The following is a 16,250-nucleotide window of genomic DNA, read 5'->3' as shown; positions in this document are numbered from 1 at the left end:
CGCCCGGGGGGCCTTAACGGTGGGAAGTCATGATCAAGGCGGTTCTTTTCGACATGGACGGCGTTCTCATCGATGCCAAGGAGTGGCATTACGAGACGCTGAACGACGCACTGGCCGTCTTCGGCCTGAACATCAGTCGCACGGAGCACTTGGCAGTCTATGACGGCCTGCCGACGCGCAAGAAGCTCGAAATGCTTTCGCGCACGCGGGGCCTCTCGCCCAAACTGCACGACTTTCTCAACACGCTGAAGCAGCAGATGACCTACCGCGTCATCGTGGAAAAGTGCCGGCCCGTCTTCCACCACGAATATGCGCTCGGTCGCCTGCAGCGGGAGGGCAAGCGCCTCGTCGTCTGCTCGAACTCCGTGCGCTCCACGGTCGAAGCCATGATGCAGCAGTCCAACCTTCTCAAATATCTCGATTTCCTGCTCTCCAACCAGGACGTGGCCAAGGCGAAGCCGCATCCGGAAATCTACCTGACGGCCATCGAGCGGCTGAAGCTGCAACCCCATGAGTGCCTGATCCTCGAGGATAACGAGCACGGCATTCAGGCGGCGCGCGCGTCCGGCGCGCATGTCATGGTCGTCGGCTCCGTCAACGACGTCAATTACGACCGCATCGGCAAAGAAATCGCAGCAATAGAGGCCGTCCACTGATGAGATATCTCATTCCGATCGCGTCGAAGGACGATCTGTTCCCCAAGGAAGATTTTCATTTTCCCAAGCCGCTGATCGAGGTGGACGGGCTTCCGATGATCGCGCTGGTCGTGGGAAGCATTCGCAAACGCGATCCCTCGGCCCGCTTCATCTTCATCGTTCTGCGGCAGGACGTGCTCGAATACAGCCTCGACTCGATCCTGAAGCTGATCGCCGGGGACGGCTGCACCGTCATCGAGCTCGGCAACCCGACGATGGGCGCCATCTGCTCGGCGCTGATGGCCATCGACCATATCGACGACGACGAGCCTCTCGTCATCTGCAACGGCGACCAGATCATCAATGCCGATCTCGGCGCCATCGCCGATTCCTTCTACCATTCGGACGCCGATGCCGGCGTGGTGACGTTTCCCTCCGTCCATCCACGCTGGTCCTATGTGCGAGAAGATGCCGACGGCCGCGTGGTGGAAACGGCGGAAAAACGCGTGCTCAGCCGCAAGGCGATTGCCGGCTATTACTATTTCCGCAAGGCACGTCAGTTCGTGGCCCTCGCGCAGGATTGCCTGCTGAAATCGGACCCGATCGGCGGCAAATACTATCTGTCTCCCGTCCTCAACGAGGTCGTCCTCTCCGGCGGACGCATCGTCCAGTTCGAGATTTCGGCGGAAAGCTACGTCTCGTTCTACTCCCCGAAGCGCGTCGAACTTTACCAGGCCGAGAACCAAGGCCGCATCGCGCCGCTTTCGCAGCCGCGCCCGGCCGTTCAGGTCGTCATTCCCATGGCGGGCCTCGGCAGCCGGTTTTCGCAGGCGGGCTACACCAAGCCGAAGCCCTTCATCGATGTCGATGGCGCGACCATGATCGAGCGGGTCATGGACAATCTGCGCGTCGACAACGGACGCTTCGTGCTGATTGCCCGTCGCGACCATCTGGTGGCCGAACCGCTGGTGGTCGAGGGTCTCCTGCGCCGCGGCGATCTGGTGTTTTCGCCCATCGATTTTACCACCGAAGGCGCCGCCTGCACGGTGCTGACGGCCCGGACGCATCTCGATCCCGACGCCCCGCTGATGATCGCCAATTGCGACCAGATCGTCGATTTCGACTGCGGCGCCTTCCTGGAAGACGCCATGAGACGCGATCTCGATGGTTCCATCCTCTGCTTCCGCGACGTCCATCGGGATCCGAAATGGTCTTTCGCACGCACCAACGACCAGGGATATGTCGAGGAGGTTCGCGAGAAGGTGGCGATCTCCGATCTGGCGACCGTCGGCATCTATTACTTCCGGCGCGCCCAGGCCTTCATCGATGCGTCGATCGATATGATCACCGCCAACGACCGGTCGAACAACGAGTTCTACGTTTGCCCGGTCTACAACTATCTCCAGCGCCGCGGGGGCAAGATCGGCGTCTATGAAATCGCGGCGACGGCGATGCACGGGATCGGGACTCCAAACGATCTGGACGCCTATCTCGGGCTCCGCAAGATCGCATGAAGTGCATCGTGCCGCTTGCCGGCCCGGATCTATGGACGGAAAAACACGGCCTGCGGCCGCTTGTGAACCATGAGGGAACGCCCCTGATCGAAGCCGCCTTGCGGCCTCGCGCCTGGGCTTCCAGGCTGTTGCCGAGCGACTACGTCTTCGTCGTCCGCGAGACGACGGGGCACCTCGATCTCGTCGCCTTCCTGAAAGACGCCTGGCCCGGCTGCCGGATCGTCACGCTGTCGCATCTCAGCGCGGGCGCCCTGTTTTCCTGTCTCGCCGCAACGGCCCTCGTGCCGGCGGACGAACCCCTGATCATCGACCTTGCCGACGTTCTTTTCCACGAAGGCCCCGACGATCCCGCAGCCCTGTTCGCGCAAGGCCCGTACGGCGCCATCGTTCCCGTCTTTGCCTCGAGCGAGCCGTGCTACAGCTATCTGACGATCACCGACGGGCTGGTGACCGGGGCGCGCGAAAAACAGGTGATCTCGCGCCATGCCTCCGCCGGCGTCTATATGTTCGGCAATATCGAAGTCTTCCTCGGCGCCAGTGTCCACAGCATCGCGCATCGCGACGAACTCGCCCACAAAGGCAGCCTGTTCATCTGCCCGATGATCAACGGCGTCATCGCGGACGGACACGCGGTCATCGCGCCGCAGATTCTGGACTGCCAGCCCGCGGGCAAGATCTTTCACGACGCATGAAAGCGTTGTGGCAAGAGCCATCCGAATGTTTGCAGGCCGGACGGCGGCGTGGCCGTTACACCATGAGACCGTTGATATAGTCGCGGAGTTCGCACGCTTCCCGGGGAACGCGCTTGACGCTGAAGACGGCGTCGAGGACCGATGCGCCGATATGCGGCGACCGCAGCGCCCGCGGAATGCGGCGCGCAAAGACGGCACCTTTGCCCGCCCGCACGAGATCGATGACATCCGCGTTCATGTCGAGATTGTTGCAATAATTGCACAGCGTGATCGGCTGGCCCACGGTCACGCCGGTCATGGCGAGGCGTGCGGCGAAGGTCGGAAGAATGACCTCTTCGACCGGGAAGCCGACCGAGGCCATCGGAAAATGTTCGACGAATGCGCGTGAAAGCTGGGAAAAGATATGCCGGCTGGCAAACTGCCCTTCCGCCTGCCCCCCGAAAAACAGCGGCAGGCTCAAGGCCGAGAGAAACCCCTGCATGGAGGGGCTGTGGAGAAAGCTGTCGCGAAAGACGCCCCAGTCGTTGGACGAGTCATAAACCTCCATCTGGGACCCGATGTCGTATTTTCCGACATAGTCCGCGAGCCCCGGCTTCACGAGCATCTCGTTGGAGGAGATCAGGACGATCTTGTCGAACGCGACATTCATCTCCGTCGCATGGAGAAAGTTGCTGACATGGGTGTGCATGATCCCGGCCGACCACTGCGTTTCGTAGGAATTCGGATTGACCAGAACGTTCTCCGCCGCGCACAGCGCCCGAAACGCCTCCTTCTCCGCCAAGGCACCCGCGGAGACATGCAGGCAGATGACCGAGCCGGGGCAGAAGTAATCGATGTTCCTGATCTGCTCGAGAACGATGTCGGGCCGCTCGTGAACCGGAAGAGAGAAAAGAAGCCTGCTCATAACGCACCATTCCCATCGATCATCATCACACCGGCCACACAGGAAAAGATGTCGCGCCGTGTGGACTCCCTACGTATCGTGGCAATCTGTCGTCAGACTGGAAGCGCCGGAGACCATGACGGGCCGCGAGACTGCACCGTGAACGGCCTTGTGAACGGCCTTGTGAACGGTCTCGCCTGGGCCTCAAGCATTTTCGATCATGTAGATGTCGATCGGCGTCACGAGGGATACGGGGGGATGATCGTTCCTGCCGAAATAGGACGCCAGTGCCTGAACGGCGGTTTGCACTTCGAGTTCGGGTCGTTGATCGATAATGACATCGATCAGGCCTTGGCGAATGAGCTGGCGGCGGTCGTCGGTCAGTTCATGCGTAATGAAAACGACCTCGTCGGCGCAATCGAGTGTCTTGAGCGCCGTCACGACCGTCTGGGCGCCGGCGGAGGCATTGTAGATGCCACGGATCTGAGGATTTCTGCGCAAGGCGTCGAAGACGAGATCGCCCGCCGTTTCCGCGCGCTCCAGGCTCTCCAGAACGTCCGTCACCCGGCAATGCGGATAGCGTTCGCGCAACACCGCGCGGAAGCCCATCTCGCGCTCCTCATGGCCGATCATGCTCAGCATGCCGGATATGATGACGATTTCGCCGCCTTCCCTGCCCATCAGGCGCGCCATCAAGTCTCCGGCGACCCGTCCTGCTTTCCGGTTGTCGGGTCCGATATAGGCGATGCGATCCGCGTCGCGAATATCGGTGGCAAGCGTCATGACGGGTTTCCCCTGCCCGCTCCAGCCTCGAAGGGCCGTCGCGACATCCCTGTTCTGTGAACTCACGATGATCAGCGCATCGCAATGCCCACCCAAAGATTGAATGAGCGCAACGGTGGCAGCGGGTCGAACCGGGTCGATGTGATGAACCTGAAACTGCAGGTTATACTGCGGGTAGAGGCGCGTCGCGGTCTCGAAACCATCCTGCACGACCGCATGGAACGGATTTGCGCGCGACTGAAGGAGAACGGCGACACGCAGGGTCCGCGCGGCGCGCGGGTCGATCACGCGGTTGATCTTCAGCCGTCTCGCCTGTTCGAGAACACGCCGCTCCTTGTCCGGGCTCACGCCGCCGCGGCCGTTGAGGACACGATCGACCGTAGCCAGCGATACGCCGGCCGCGATGGCGAGATCTCGCGATGTCGGCTTGCCCACGGCATACTCCGTTTGAGGAGATCTCATCAAGATCGACGTATCCCCTCATTAGCACCGCGCTAGACTGCCGACAACAAACGGGGCCGAAGCGGCTCGGGTGGATCGGGAGGATCTTCATGCTACATCTCGCCGTCTTCGGTGCCGGGCGCATCGGACATGTGCATGCGACGAACGCCGCAAGCCAACCTTCCGTGCGGGTGCGCTATCTTGTCGATCCCATCGAGAGCGAGGCGCGCTCGGAGCTTGCGGCGAACGTCGGCGCCGACATCGTCGAGGCTGCGCAGGTCTTCGCCGATCCGTCGATTGACGGTGTCGTGATCGCAAGTTCGACCGACACGCATGCCGCTCTGCTGATCGAAGCCGCGCGTGCCGGCAAGGCCATCTTCTGCGAGAAGCCCGTGAGCCTCGATTTCGCGACGGTCGAGACGGTCACGGAGGCGGTGGAGCGTTCGGGTGTGCCGTGCCTGCTTGCCTTCCAGCGCCGCTACGATCCGGATTTCCGCTTCGTGAGAGACCGGATTTCGGATGGCACTGCGGGACCGCTGGAACACATCGTCATGCACACGCGCGATCCCGCACCACCGCCCCGCGCCTATGTCGAGCGGTCCGGCGGCATGTTCCGGGATCAGGCGATCCATGACTTCGACATGGCGCGCTACCTGCTGGGTGAGGAGATCGTGACGGTCTACGCCGTCGGCAATTGCCTCATCGACCCCGAGATCGGCGCAGCCGGCGATATCGATACGGCCATGGTCACGCTGACCTCCGCCTCCGGGCGCTTCGTCCAGATGATCAACTGCCGCCGTGCACCCTTTGGTTACGACCAGCGTCTCGAAGTGCTCTGCGCCCGTGAAGTGCTCTATGTCGAGAACCGTCCGCAGCGCGGGGTCGTGATCGCCGCTGCCGACGGCTTCAGGGCCTCCCCGCCGATGAACTCTTTCATCGAACGCTTCTCGACAGCCTATCGCGCCGAGATGTCCGCGTTCGTCGAGATGATCCGGACCGGCACAAAACCGCTGGCGACGATCCGCGACGGTCTGGAAGCGCAACGGATCGCGGAAGCAGCGGTGACGTCCGTCGCCACCGGCCTGCCCGTCCGGATTGGCCCCGACTGGAGGCCCTGAAGGGCGACACCGCGTGGCAACCCTGGCACAATCCTTCATACCGGAGATCATGATGAGATCTGAAAACCTTTCGGCGCTTCCGTCCGGAGTCCGCCTCGCCGTGAGCCCTTTGTCCTGGGCAAATGATGTCCTGGAGGACCTTGGCGCGGATATCCCGGTCGAGACCTGTCTCGATGACGCCGCCCGTGCCGGCTACGAGGGGGTCGAGCTTGGCCGCAAGTTGCCGCGCACAAAAGAATTGCTGGCGCCCCTGCTCGACAGCCGGAAACTGTCGCTTGCCTCCGGCTGGCATTCCGGTCAACTCGCTGAAGGCAGCGTAGACGACGAACTAACCGCCGTGGCTTCCCATGCGGATCTGCTGCGCGCCATGGGATCGACCGTCATGGTCTATGGCGAAACGGCCATGATGACGCCCGGTGCGCCTCTCGATGCGCCGATGTCCCGCAGGCGGCATCTTGCGGGAGGGGATGTCGCGGCCTATTCTGCCCGATTGACCGATTTCGGCACCACGCTCGCCGGCGCGTATGGTCTGACGCTCGCCTATCATCATCATCTGATGATGGTCGCCGAGACGTTCGACGAGATCTCGTCGATCTTCGACGCGGCAGGGCCGTCGGTCGGGCTTCTTCTCGACACGGGCCATGCGGCGGCGGCAGGCTTTGCCTACCCTCAGCTGATCGAGCGCTTCGGCGACCGCATCGTCCATATTCACCTGAAGGATGTCCGCGCGCCGGCTCTTGCCGCGGTTCGCACCCGTGACCTGAGCTTCAACGAAGGGGTGCGAAGCGGCATGTTCACCGTCCCCGGAGACGGCGCGCTCGATTTCGCGCCAATGGCGCGCTTCGTCCGGGAGAGCGGCTATCGCGGATGGCTTGTGGTCGAGGCAGAGCAGGATCCGTCGATCGTGCCGCCTTTGCCGGCCGTCACTGCGGCTTTCCACCATATCCTTGCGCAATTCTCGGCCTGATGGCCCCCTTGAGGACAACGACGATGCCAAAAAAGACGCTGAACATCGGTCTGATCGGCTCCGGCTTCATGGGGCAGGCCCATGCCGATGCCTACCGTCGCGCGGCCACGCTCTACCGGGATTTGCCGGCGATCCCGCATCTGAGCATGCTCGCCGATGTCACGAGCGAGCTTGCGGCCGATGCCGCCAACCGTTTCGGGTTTGAGCGGAGCACCGGCGACTGGCGGACGCTTGTGACCGATCCCGGCATCGACGTGGTCGACATCACGTCGCCCAACGCGATGCACCATGAGATGGCGCTTGCTGCCATCGCCGCCGGCAAGCACGTCTATTGCGAGAAACCGCTATCGGTGACGCTGGCCGAGGCCGAGGAGATGGCCGAGGCGGCACGACGGCAGGGCGTGAAGACCATGGTCGCCTTCAACAACATCAAGACCCCTGCCGCCATGCTCGCCAAGATCATGATCGACCGCGGCGATATCGGCACGCCGATGCGGTTTCGCGGATGGTTCGATCAGGGTTTCTTCAACGATCCGGACCTGCCGTTTTCCTGGCGGTGCACACGCAAGGATGCGGGATCGGGCGCGCTCGGGGATCTGGGAAGCCATGTGATCTCGGTGGCGCAATATCTGGTCGGCGATATCGATCAGGTCATCGCGCAGACGCAGACCTTCTTTCCGACGCGGCCCGTGCCGCAAAGCGGTTCCGGCTATGGGGCGACGTCGGACACGGATGCGCCGCGCGCGACAGTGGAGAACGAGGACCAGATCCAGACGCTGATCCGCTTCAGCAATGGGGCGGGCGGTACGATCGAGGCATCGCGTGTCGCTGCCGGCAAAGTCTTCGGCATCTACTGGGAGGTTTCCGGCACAGAGGGCACCATCATCATGGATGGGGAGCGCTTCAACGAGTTGAAGATCTCGCGCTTCAACGATCCGAAGCCGGACCGCGGTTTCAAGACCATCCTCGCGGGAAGCCAGGTACCGCAGTTCGGCGCTTTCTTCGGGTTCGATTTTGCAGGCGGCGGTCTCGGTTATTTCGACGTCAAGGTCATTGAGGTCCGCGATCTCATCGAGGGCATCTGCAACGGCGCGGACTGTTTTCCGAACTTCGACTTCGGGCTTGCCAACGAACGCATCATCGACGCGATGGAACGCTCCGTCGAGACCGGGTCCTGGCAGAAGATCTCCGGCTGACACGCGACGAACGAGAAGGAGAAGCACGCATGTCTTTCCCCGAAACACTGCCCCTGCCCCGGACCCGGCCACCGATGGAGGCACCCCCGCTTCGGTGGGGTATTCTCGGCTCGGGATGGATCGCCGCGAAGTTCGTGGAGTCGGTTCAGGCGCATACGCGCCAGACGATCGCGGCGGTCGGCTCCCGATCGCCCGAGGCCGCCGAGAGGTTTGCAGCCGCCTGGCAGCTTCCCCGTGCTTACGGCAGTTACGAAGCGCTCGTTGCTGCCGACGATATCGACATCATCTATGTCGCGACACCCCACAACCTGCACCATGAGCACGCGATGTTGGCGATTGCGGCAGGAAAGCATGTTCTCGTCGAGAAGCCGGTGGCTCTCAATCACGCACAGGCAGCGGACATGGTGGCCGCCGCGCGGTCGAAGGGTGTGTTCTTCGCCGAGGCGCTCTGGACCTACTTCCTCCCGAAATTCGACGTGATCAGCCAGGTCCTCGATGCCGGCGACATCGGCGATATCCTCTCCGTCTATACCGAGTATGGCGAATACCTGCCGCGCGATCACCGGATCTTCGATGCGACGCTTGCCGGCGGGCCTCTTCTCGATCTCGGGACCTATCCCGTCTCGCTCCTCGCCAAGCTTCTTGGCACGCCCGAGCGCATCGTCGGTCTGGCCACGCCCGACCCGGCCGGCGTCAACGGACAGCTCTCCGTCGTCGTCTCCAACAAGAGCGGCGCTCTCGGCACAATGTCGACATCGCCTTACGGTTTCAGCCCGACGAACGCGGCGATCATGGGCAGCCGAGGCACCATACGGTTCGAGACGGAGTTTCACCTGCCCGGCAGCTTCGAGGTCTGGTCCCTCGATGGCACCCGCCGCCTGCGCTACGAAGAGCCGAGAGGCGCGCATTTCCAGGGTCTTTTTTACGAAGCCGCCGAGATCGCCTGGGCGATCTCGGAAGGAAAATGCGAGACCGCGTGCCGACCCGTCGAGGCATCGCTCGCCACCATGCGGCTGCTCGACGGCATACGGCAGGCGCTCGGTATCGACTTCACGCAGGCAGGGCTGGTGGAATAGGCTTCTCTCACCCGTCACGTCGTCTGCAAGGACGCACGAATACCGTTGGCCAGGGCGTCGCCGAGCACGATGCCGGCTGTCACGCGTGACAAGGCGTCTCTGCCGGCACCGGCGAGATTGAAGCGAACGCTGGCGAGTGCTGCCGTGGACGATAGTGGCGTATCGGTCATGCAGACAATCGGCATCTGCAACTCTTTGATGGTCACGACATGAGCAGCGAGCGCGCTGCTGAACGGGGCCGTTTCGAGGATGACGGCCGCATCTCCGCGCCTTGCAAGAGCGAGGATGTCGGTTGCAGAGGCCAGGTCGGTCAGCAGGATGGCCCGGAGGTTCATCGCGACAAGACGCCGGTGGAAGAAGCTTGCGAACGGCAGAGCATCTTTGTCCGCGAGAATGAAGATGCTATCCGCCGTCGATAGCATGCCCGACGCAGCGCTGATGTCGGCAAGGGGGATCGTCTCGCCCATCATGTCGAGCGACATGCGGCAGGCCTCGACCGTCTCCTGAATGGCGTTCCAGTCGTCGCGGGCGGGGCCAGCCGCCGATGCAGCATGAGATGTGGCCTTTGCGACGATTCTCGTGCGTCCCGCCTGCTGGAACACCGACTGAAGATCGCTGAACCCGCTATATCCGAGGAACTGCCCAAAACGGACGAGCGTCGACGGCGAAACCTGCGCAGCGTCTGCAATGGATGCGACGGTGCCGAAGGCAATATCGTCGGGATGGTCGAGGGCGTAATGTGCAAGCGTCGCGATCCGCTTGGGAAAGTCTGCGTGCCGCGCCAGCATCAGGGCTTTCAGCGTATCGAGATCCCGCGGACGGTCGTCCTTGCCACGCTGTAGGGGTCCTCGAAGCGAACGCGCGGAGGCAGACGCCCGACGACCTTGCGGGACGGGGTCCAGCCGACCGCTCATAGATCACCCGTCACGAATTGAGCGACACCCCCGCCGAACGACCAGTCCTCGTCACTGTTCTCAACGAAAGACACCATGAGATCGGACGCCGGAATGCCGCATCTTTCGGACAATTGAACACCAAGCCCCTGATAGAATGCGAGCTTTTCGGATCTTGGCCTTGGCCGCGAGACGACTTCGATCAGGACGAAACGATCCGTCCGCGTGAAGCCGAGACCCGTATCCAGCGCGCGAAAATGCGTGTCCTCGTGTTCGAACACGATCTGGTAGCGATCCCGTTCCGGTACATGAAATGCGTCCAGCATCACCGCGTGCACCGTGTCGAGAAGGCGTGTGATGTCGGCCTCCGACCGGCCCTTGCGGATGTGCAGCTTGATCAGCGGCATGAGATGTCCTTTCGTCAGGCGGTCAGGCCTTCGTGTCGCGATCGATGATCCACTGGACGGCGGGATCGGGAACGAAACGCCAGTTCCGCAAGGGACCTGCCATGACGTTGAGATAGTACATGTCGAAACCATAGGGCGCGCCGCAGGGGTGATGGCCGCGTGGCACGAGGACGACATCGTGCGACTTCACAGCTATGGTCTCGTCGAGCGTGCCATCCTCCGTGTAGACCCGCTGGACGCCGAATCCCGTGTCAGGATCGAGCCTGTGGTAATAGGTCTCCTCCAGATAGGTGATCCGCGGAAAATCGTCCTCGTCGTGCCGATGACTTGGATAGGACGACCAGTTGCCGGCCGGCGTGAACACCTCCGTCACCAGCAGGCTGTCACAGTCGTCATCGGCTTCCATCGCGATGTTGTTGATAAAGCGCTGGTTTGCGCCGGTCCCGCGTGGCGTGAGCGTGATCCGGTCCGGCCCGATACGGTGGGCCTTGTGGCCGCCCTTTCCCGGAGCCAGGCAGACGGCGATGGTGCAGTCCGTGGTCGCCTGCGCCTGCCATGTCTCATTATTCGGCACATAGAGGCAGTGCGGCGGCGTGCGCTCAAAGACGTTCATACGATCGCCGAGTTCGCCCCAATCCGTGCCCGCCGCCTGAACCCGTGCCTTGCCCTCGACCATCACCAGAATGGTTTCCATCGCACCGGTCGCCTCACCGATCCTGTCGCCCGCGCGCAGGCGGTAGAGGCTGAAGCCGACATAGCGCCAGCCGGCCGACTGCGGCGTGATCTCGTGGACCTTGCCGTGCCCGCCAAAGGGCCGGCGTTGAAGCATGCTCATCGCTCTTGCCTTCCTTATTCCGCGGCTGTCGCGGAGGATGTGTCGAGCCCCGCATGGCGAGACATCGCCTTTAGAGCCTTCAGGCCCATGTTCTGGTAGAGGAACGGCTCCCGAACGGCGCTGTCCTGCTCGGCCTCGATGACGAGCCAGCCCGCATAGCCATGCTCTGCGGCGATCTTCAGCACGGGTTCGAAGGCGACGCAGCCTTCCGGATCACCCGGCACGGTGAAGACCCCAAGACGCACGCCATCGAGAAACGACAGGTTTTCGGAGCGGACGCGGGCCATGATCTCGGGCCGGATGTTCTTGGCATGGATGTGCGTGACGCGGTCCATGTATTTCCGGGCGACGTCCTGCGGATCGGCACCGCCGAAGGTGCAGTGGCCCGTGTCGAGGAGAAGCCGCGTCTGAGGCCCGGCCATGCTCATGAAGCGATCGATATCGGCGGCGCTCTCGATGATCGTGCCCATGTGGTGGTGGTAGCCCATCTTGACGCCCTGATCGGCCGCATGCTTCGAAAGTGCCTCATAGCCTTGCGAAAACCGTGTCCACTCGGCATCGGTCATGATGGGTCGGTCGTTGACCGGCGTGCCCTCGCTGCCATGCACGGTGTTGGAGCATTCGCAGGCATTGATGTGGTCGCCGCCGGCGGCCTTGGTCATGTCGATGAAGGTCTGCAGCGCTGCCATTTCGGTCTCCACGTCGTTGACGAGGAGATTGGTGGAGTGCCACCCGCCGACGAAGCGCAGGCCGAACGCGCCGAGCGCGTCCTTCAGTGCCCCGCCCTCGCTCGGCATCTTGTGGCCCTTCTCGATACCGTCGAAGCCGATCTTGCGGCAATCCGACAGGCAATCCTCAAGCGTCAGATGCGCGCCGATCGTCTGATCGTCGTCATTCGACCAGGCAATGGGGTTGGTTCCGTAGAGTATCATGGTCGTTCCTTCCGGCCTGTCGACATGTCAGTTGATGCGCTGGCGCGCGGTGTTGGCCTCGTAATGGGCGCGGGCGCGGGCGAGCTTGTCGGTATCGCCGACCGCGGGAACGGCGACATCCCACCAGGCGCCGCCGATACCCGGACCGGTTTCCGCTTCCGTATCGATGACGATCACGGTGGGGATCTGGCGATCCCGCGCGGCCACAATCTCGCGTTCGAGGTCCGCGATGCTGTCGACTTTCAGCGCATGCGCGCCCATCGAGGCGGCATGCGCCACGAAGTCGATCTCGGGCTGCACCTCGATGTTGCTGTCCTTGTACATATTGTTGAATTCGGCACCGCCGCACTCCTGCTGGAGCCGGTTGATGCAGCCGTAACCACGGTTGTCGGTGAGAACGATGGTGAAGGGCACCCGCATCATCACGGCGGTTGCCAGTTCGGAGTTCGCCATCATGTAGGAGCCGTCGCCGACGAAGCAGACGACCTCCTTGTCCGGCGCTGCCAGCTTGATGCCGAACGCGCCCGCGACCTCGTAACCCATGCAGGAGAAGCCGTATTCCATGTGGTAGCCGCCCGCTGCGGACCGCCAGAGGATCTGCAACGCTCCCGGCATGGTGCCGGCCGCGCACATGGCAACCGTCTGTGGCCCGGCCACCCGCTGCACCGCCCCGATGATCTGAGCATCCGAAGGCAGGACATTGGCGCTCGCAGGCTCCGGTGCCGCCGTCACCTGCTCTGTCGCCTTGAACCAGGCATCCCGAGCCGCAAAGTCCGGATCGGCGAAGCGGTGCTCGCCGAGCCCCTTCGAAATCCGCTCCAGCGCCACTTTCGCGTCGGACACCAGCGGGATCGCGCCATGCTTGGCCGCGTCGTAGCCGGTGAGGTTGATGGAGACGAGCTTGCGGTTCGCCTTGCCGAAGATGGCCCAGCTTCCCGTCGTGAAATCCTGAAAGCGCGTTCCGACACCCAGAATGAGGTCGGCCTTTGCCGCGATCGCGTTGCCGCAATCCGTGCCTGTTACCCCCGGCGAACCGAAGTTCAGCGTCTCCTCCCAGTCGATCGCCCCCTTGCCCGCCTGCGTTTCGACGACGGGGATGTTGTGCTTTCGGGCAAAGGCCAAAAGGTCTGCGTCGGCACCCGAATAGAGCACGCCGCCGCCGGCGACGATGACGGGGGTCTGCGCAGCCTTCAGCGCCGCAACGACATCCTCAACCTCCCGCATGTCGGGCTCCGGGCGCCGGATGCGCCATGTCTTCGTGTCGAAGAAGGACAGGGGATAGTCGTAGGCCTCCGCCTGAACATCCTGGCAGAAGGCCAGCGTGACGGGACCGCAGGTGGCGGGGTCCGTCATCACCTGAAGGGCGCGCGGCAGTGCGGTCAGAAGATGCTCGGGCCGGGTAATCCGGTCAAAATAGCGGCTGACCGGGCGGAAGCAATCCGTGACGCTCATCGTGCCGTCGTCGAAATCCTCGATCTGCTGGAGGACCGGATCCGGCCGGCGATTTGCGAAGACGTCGCCTGGAATGAAGAGGACCGGCAGGCGGTTCACATGGGCGAGCGCTGCGGCCGTGACGAGATTGGTCGAGCCGGGACCGATGGAGGACGTTACCGCCATGGCTTTCCGGCGGCGCTTCGTCTTGGCATAGGCGATGGCCGCATGCGCCATCGTCTGCTCGTTCTGTCCGCGCCATGTCGGCAGCTTCGCACCGATGCCATGCAAGGCCTCGCCAATGCCGGCGACGTTGCCATGGCCGAAGATCGCCCAGACGCCTTCGATGAAGCGGTCTCCCTCTTCGGTCATCTGCACGGAAAGCCAGCGGAACATGGCTTGCGCCGCGGTCAGTCGAACGGTGTCGGTCATGTCAAAGTCCTCCCTGCGACGAAACCGCCGCATCATTGTCCTGCGCCGCCGCCCGCGCCGTGTCCCAGAGGACGCAAAGGCGGCGGTAGCGGGCCTGCATATCTGCAACGGCATCCGCATCCGTGGTCGCACCGACAAGCCAGTCTCGGGCCGCCTGGGCGAAGATCGTTCGTCCCACCGCAAAGCCCTTCACCAGCGGGAAGCTGGCGGCGACATTGAAGCTGGCCGCCAATTCGTCCTCCGGCGCATCAAGCCCAAGGACCACGATGCCGCGTGTGTTCGGATCGTTGTCGGTGATGGCGGTGCAGGCCTTCTCCCAGGCAACGCGGCTCGCCATCGGCTCCAGCTTCCACCAGTCGGGATAGACGCCGATCTCGTAGAAGCGGCGGATCAGCGTGGCGTTGGTGTCATCATTCACAGGGCTGACTTTCGACGGAATGATCTCCAGCAAAAACTCCAGCCGGTTGCGCCGCGCGGCCGCAAAAAGTCGCCTGACCGTTTCCTCCTGCGCATCCCTCAGGTCGGTCGCATCATCGGGATGGCAGAAGCACAGGACCTTCACGACATTGTCGAGCGGCCATTCATCCAGGCCGCCGAAGTCGGGACCGATCTCCGGCTCGAGCGTCAGCGGACGCGATCCCGGCCACTCCACCGGACGGCCGATCCAGAGGCCGGTGCCGGAAGCCGCGTGCAGAGCGCGCTTGCCGAGGCGATTGTCGCAGAGAATGCCGTATCCCGGCTGACCGTTCTGCACGCCGAGCGCGGCTTGGAGGCAGAGCGCCTTGAAGTGGCCGATCTTCTCGGGCGTGGCTCCCGGCATGGCTTCCAGCTGCATGCGGTGATCGAAGGCGAAGACACGCATGATCGACCAGTCCTGGTGCCGGTTCGTCGCCCAGTGGATCTGCTCGAGCTCAGGATCCTGACGCAGCGCCTTGGTCTTCACCCCTCGATCGAGGAAGAACGTAAGCTCCGCCAGCGAGGGATAGGCCGGCGTGCAGCCGTGGCGGCTGACGGCAAAGGCGCCGCAGGCATTGGCATATTGAAGGGCACGCGGCCAAGCGGCATCCTCGAGCCAGCCCTTGATGAGGCCGGACATGAACCCGTCGCCCGCACCCAGCACGTTGAAGACCTCGATGGGATAGCCGGGCCCGGTTTCTCCGTCGTTAAGATCGTCGGGAATATTGCCCGTGAAGGCGACGGCTCCTGCCGCACCGCGTTTGCAGACGAGCGTCGCGCGCGAGACGGCGCGCACCGCACGCAACGCCGCGATGGTGTCCGTGGAGCCGCCCGCGATGTGGAATTCCTCTTCCGTCCCCACGATGAGGTCGAAGAGATGAAGCGTCGATTGCAGCTTGGATGTGACGGCCGCACTTTCGACGAACCGGCTTTCGCCGTCGCCATGGCCGGCAAGGCCCCAGAGATTGGGACGGTAGTCGATATCGAGCGCGGTCCGGGCTCCGTGCTTGCGGGCAAGCTCCAGCGCCTTCAGAACGGCCTTTTCGGTGTCGGGGTGGCTCAGATGCGTGCCGGTGGCAACGACGGAGCGTGAACGGGCAATGAGCTCTTCGTCAATGTCGTCCTCGCTCAAGGCCATGTCGGCGCAGTTCTCGCGATAGAAGATCAGCGGGAATGTCTCCTCGTCACGGATGCCGAGAAGCACGAGCGCCGTCAGCCGCTCGGGATCGGTTTTCACGCCGGTGACATCGACGCCTTCGCGCGCCAGTTCCTCGCGGATGAAGCGCCCCATATGCTCGTTGCCCACCCGCGTGATCAGGGCGGACCGGAGGCCGAGTCGGGCTGTTCCCGCAGCCATATTGGTCGGCGAGCCGCCGATATATTTGCGGAAGGAGCCCATATCCTCCAGACGTCCGCCGATCTGAGCACCGTAGAGATCGACGGATGATCGACCGATCGTGATGACATCCAGTGACTTGTTCATTTCATCCTCCGGCATGGGCCGCGGTTCCAGGGATCGACCGTGCCTGCACCTGCGCGCAGACACGGCCGCTCGTTGC

General features: G+C 63.1%; 15 protein-coding genes. 7 read left to right on the top strand and 8 right to left on the bottom strand.

The features are described 5' to 3' along the window. The first annotated feature begins 29 nt into the window (after positions 1 to 29). Genes GA0004734_RS07730 through GA0004734_RS07720 form a run of 3 tightly spaced genes read left to right on the top strand, consistent with a single transcriptional unit; the run spans position 30 to position 2,841 of the window. Positions 30 to 656, top strand: a complete 627-nt coding sequence (locus GA0004734_RS07730) for an HAD family hydrolase (protein WP_092932639.1) — start codon at positions 30 to 32, stop codon at positions 654 to 656. Continuing rightward, positions 656 to 2,149 (top strand): glycosyltransferase family 2 protein, encoded by a 1,494-nt coding sequence (locus tag GA0004734_RS07725; protein WP_092932637.1) that lies wholly within the window; start codon positions 656 to 658, stop codon positions 2,147 to 2,149. The genes GA0004734_RS07730 and GA0004734_RS07725 overlap by 1 nt, the downstream gene beginning before the upstream one ends. After that, entirely contained in the window at positions 2,146 to 2,841 is a 696-nt protein-coding gene (locus GA0004734_RS07720; RefSeq protein ID WP_092932635.1) for a hypothetical protein, read from the top strand. Before GA0004734_RS07725 ends, GA0004734_RS07720 begins: the two co-directional genes overlap by 4 nt. Positions 2,842 to 2,896: 55 nt before the next feature. On the opposite strand, the gene GA0004734_RS07715 is transcribed toward GA0004734_RS07720, so the two are convergent. Together GA0004734_RS07715 and GA0004734_RS07710 are read right to left on the bottom strand one after the other, a co-directional pair. Next, entirely contained in the window at positions 2,897 to 3,745 is an 849-nt protein-coding gene (locus tag GA0004734_RS07715) for a hypothetical protein (protein ID WP_092932633.1), read from the bottom strand. A gap of 183 nt (positions 3,746 to 3,928) precedes the next feature. Continuing rightward, positions 3,929 to 4,942: a LacI family DNA-binding transcriptional regulator gene (locus GA0004734_RS07710; RefSeq protein ID WP_245292366.1), complete on the bottom strand. Its 1,014-nt coding sequence runs from the start codon at positions 4,940 to 4,942 to the stop codon at positions 3,929 to 3,931. 116 nt (positions 4,943 to 5,058) lie between these two features. Here GA0004734_RS07710 and iolG point away from each other — a divergent pair, with 116 nt between their 5' ends. From iolG to GA0004734_RS07690, 4 genes are read left to right on the top strand one after another with little or no spacing between them, the layout of a single operon-like run. Next, positions 5,059 to 6,066 carry an inositol 2-dehydrogenase gene (gene iolG / locus GA0004734_RS07705; RefSeq protein ID WP_175386252.1) on the top strand — a complete coding sequence of 336 codons (1,008 nt, stop codon included), beginning with the start codon at positions 5,059 to 5,061 and terminating at the stop codon, positions 6,064 to 6,066. A gap of 49 nt (positions 6,067 to 6,115) precedes the next feature. Beyond that, positions 6,116 to 7,033, top strand: coding sequence for a myo-inosose-2 dehydratase (gene iolE, locus GA0004734_RS07700; protein ID WP_245292365.1), 918 nt, complete (start codon positions 6,116 to 6,118; stop codon positions 7,031 to 7,033). A 23-nt stretch (positions 7,034 to 7,056) separates the two neighbouring features. After that, the gene (locus GA0004734_RS07695) at positions 7,057 to 8,229 is read left to right on the top strand and encodes a Gfo/Idh/MocA family protein (RefSeq protein WP_092932627.1); all 1,173 of its coding nucleotides are present in this window, start codon (positions 7,057 to 7,059) and stop codon (positions 8,227 to 8,229) included. 29 nt (positions 8,230 to 8,258) lie between these two features. Continuing rightward, positions 8,259 to 9,305: a Gfo/Idh/MocA family protein gene (locus GA0004734_RS07690; protein ID WP_092932625.1), complete on the top strand. Its 1,047-nt coding sequence runs from the start codon at positions 8,259 to 8,261 to the stop codon at positions 9,303 to 9,305. Positions 9,306 to 9,319: 14 nt separating this feature from the next. Here the strand turns inward: GA0004734_RS07690 and GA0004734_RS07685 are convergent, their stop codons facing one another. Genes GA0004734_RS07685 through iolC form a run of 6 tightly spaced genes read right to left on the bottom strand, consistent with a single transcriptional unit; the run spans position 9,320 to position 16,174 of the window. Then, positions 9,320 to 10,219 carry a MurR/RpiR family transcriptional regulator gene (locus GA0004734_RS07685; RefSeq protein WP_092932623.1) on the bottom strand — a complete coding sequence of 300 codons (900 nt, stop codon included), beginning with the start codon at positions 10,217 to 10,219 and terminating at the stop codon, positions 9,320 to 9,322. After that, positions 10,216 to 10,605, bottom strand: coding sequence for a tautomerase family protein (locus GA0004734_RS07680; RefSeq protein ID WP_092932621.1), 390 nt, complete (start codon positions 10,603 to 10,605; stop codon positions 10,216 to 10,218). Before GA0004734_RS07680 ends, GA0004734_RS07685 begins: the two co-directional genes overlap by 4 nt. Before the next feature lie 22 nt (positions 10,606 to 10,627). After that, on the bottom strand, positions 10,628 to 11,440 hold the full coding sequence (gene iolB / locus GA0004734_RS07675) for a 5-deoxy-glucuronate isomerase (protein ID WP_092932619.1): 813 nt from the start codon (positions 11,438 to 11,440) through the stop codon (positions 10,628 to 10,630). A 14-nt stretch (positions 11,441 to 11,454) separates the two neighbouring features. Continuing rightward, on the bottom strand, positions 11,455 to 12,372 hold the full coding sequence (gene iolE / locus GA0004734_RS07670; RefSeq protein ID WP_092932617.1) for a myo-inosose-2 dehydratase: 918 nt from the start codon (positions 12,370 to 12,372) through the stop codon (positions 11,455 to 11,457). 27 nt (positions 12,373 to 12,399) lie between these two features. Further along, positions 12,400 to 14,235 (bottom strand): 3D-(3,5/4)-trihydroxycyclohexane-1,2-dione acylhydrolase (decyclizing), encoded by a 1,836-nt coding sequence (iolD, locus tag GA0004734_RS07665; protein WP_092932615.1) that lies wholly within the window; start codon positions 14,233 to 14,235, stop codon positions 12,400 to 12,402. Between the two features lies 1 nt (position 14,236). Beyond that, a complete protein-coding gene (iolC, locus tag GA0004734_RS07660) occupies positions 14,237 to 16,174 on the bottom strand; it encodes a bifunctional 5-dehydro-2-deoxygluconokinase/5-dehydro-2-deoxyphosphogluconate aldolase (RefSeq protein ID WP_092936049.1) in 1,938 nt (645 codons plus the stop codon). Between the last annotated feature and the right edge of the window lie 76 nt (positions 16,175 to 16,250).

Origin of the sequence: Rhizobium sp. 9140 (genome assembly GCF_900067135.1) — a bacterium.
In the GTDB taxonomy this organism is placed as follows: Bacteria; Pseudomonadota; Alphaproteobacteria; order Rhizobiales; family Rhizobiaceae; genus Ferranicluibacter.
Note: the sequence above shows the minus strand (reverse complement) of the source record. Positions and strands in the feature narration are given on the sequence as shown.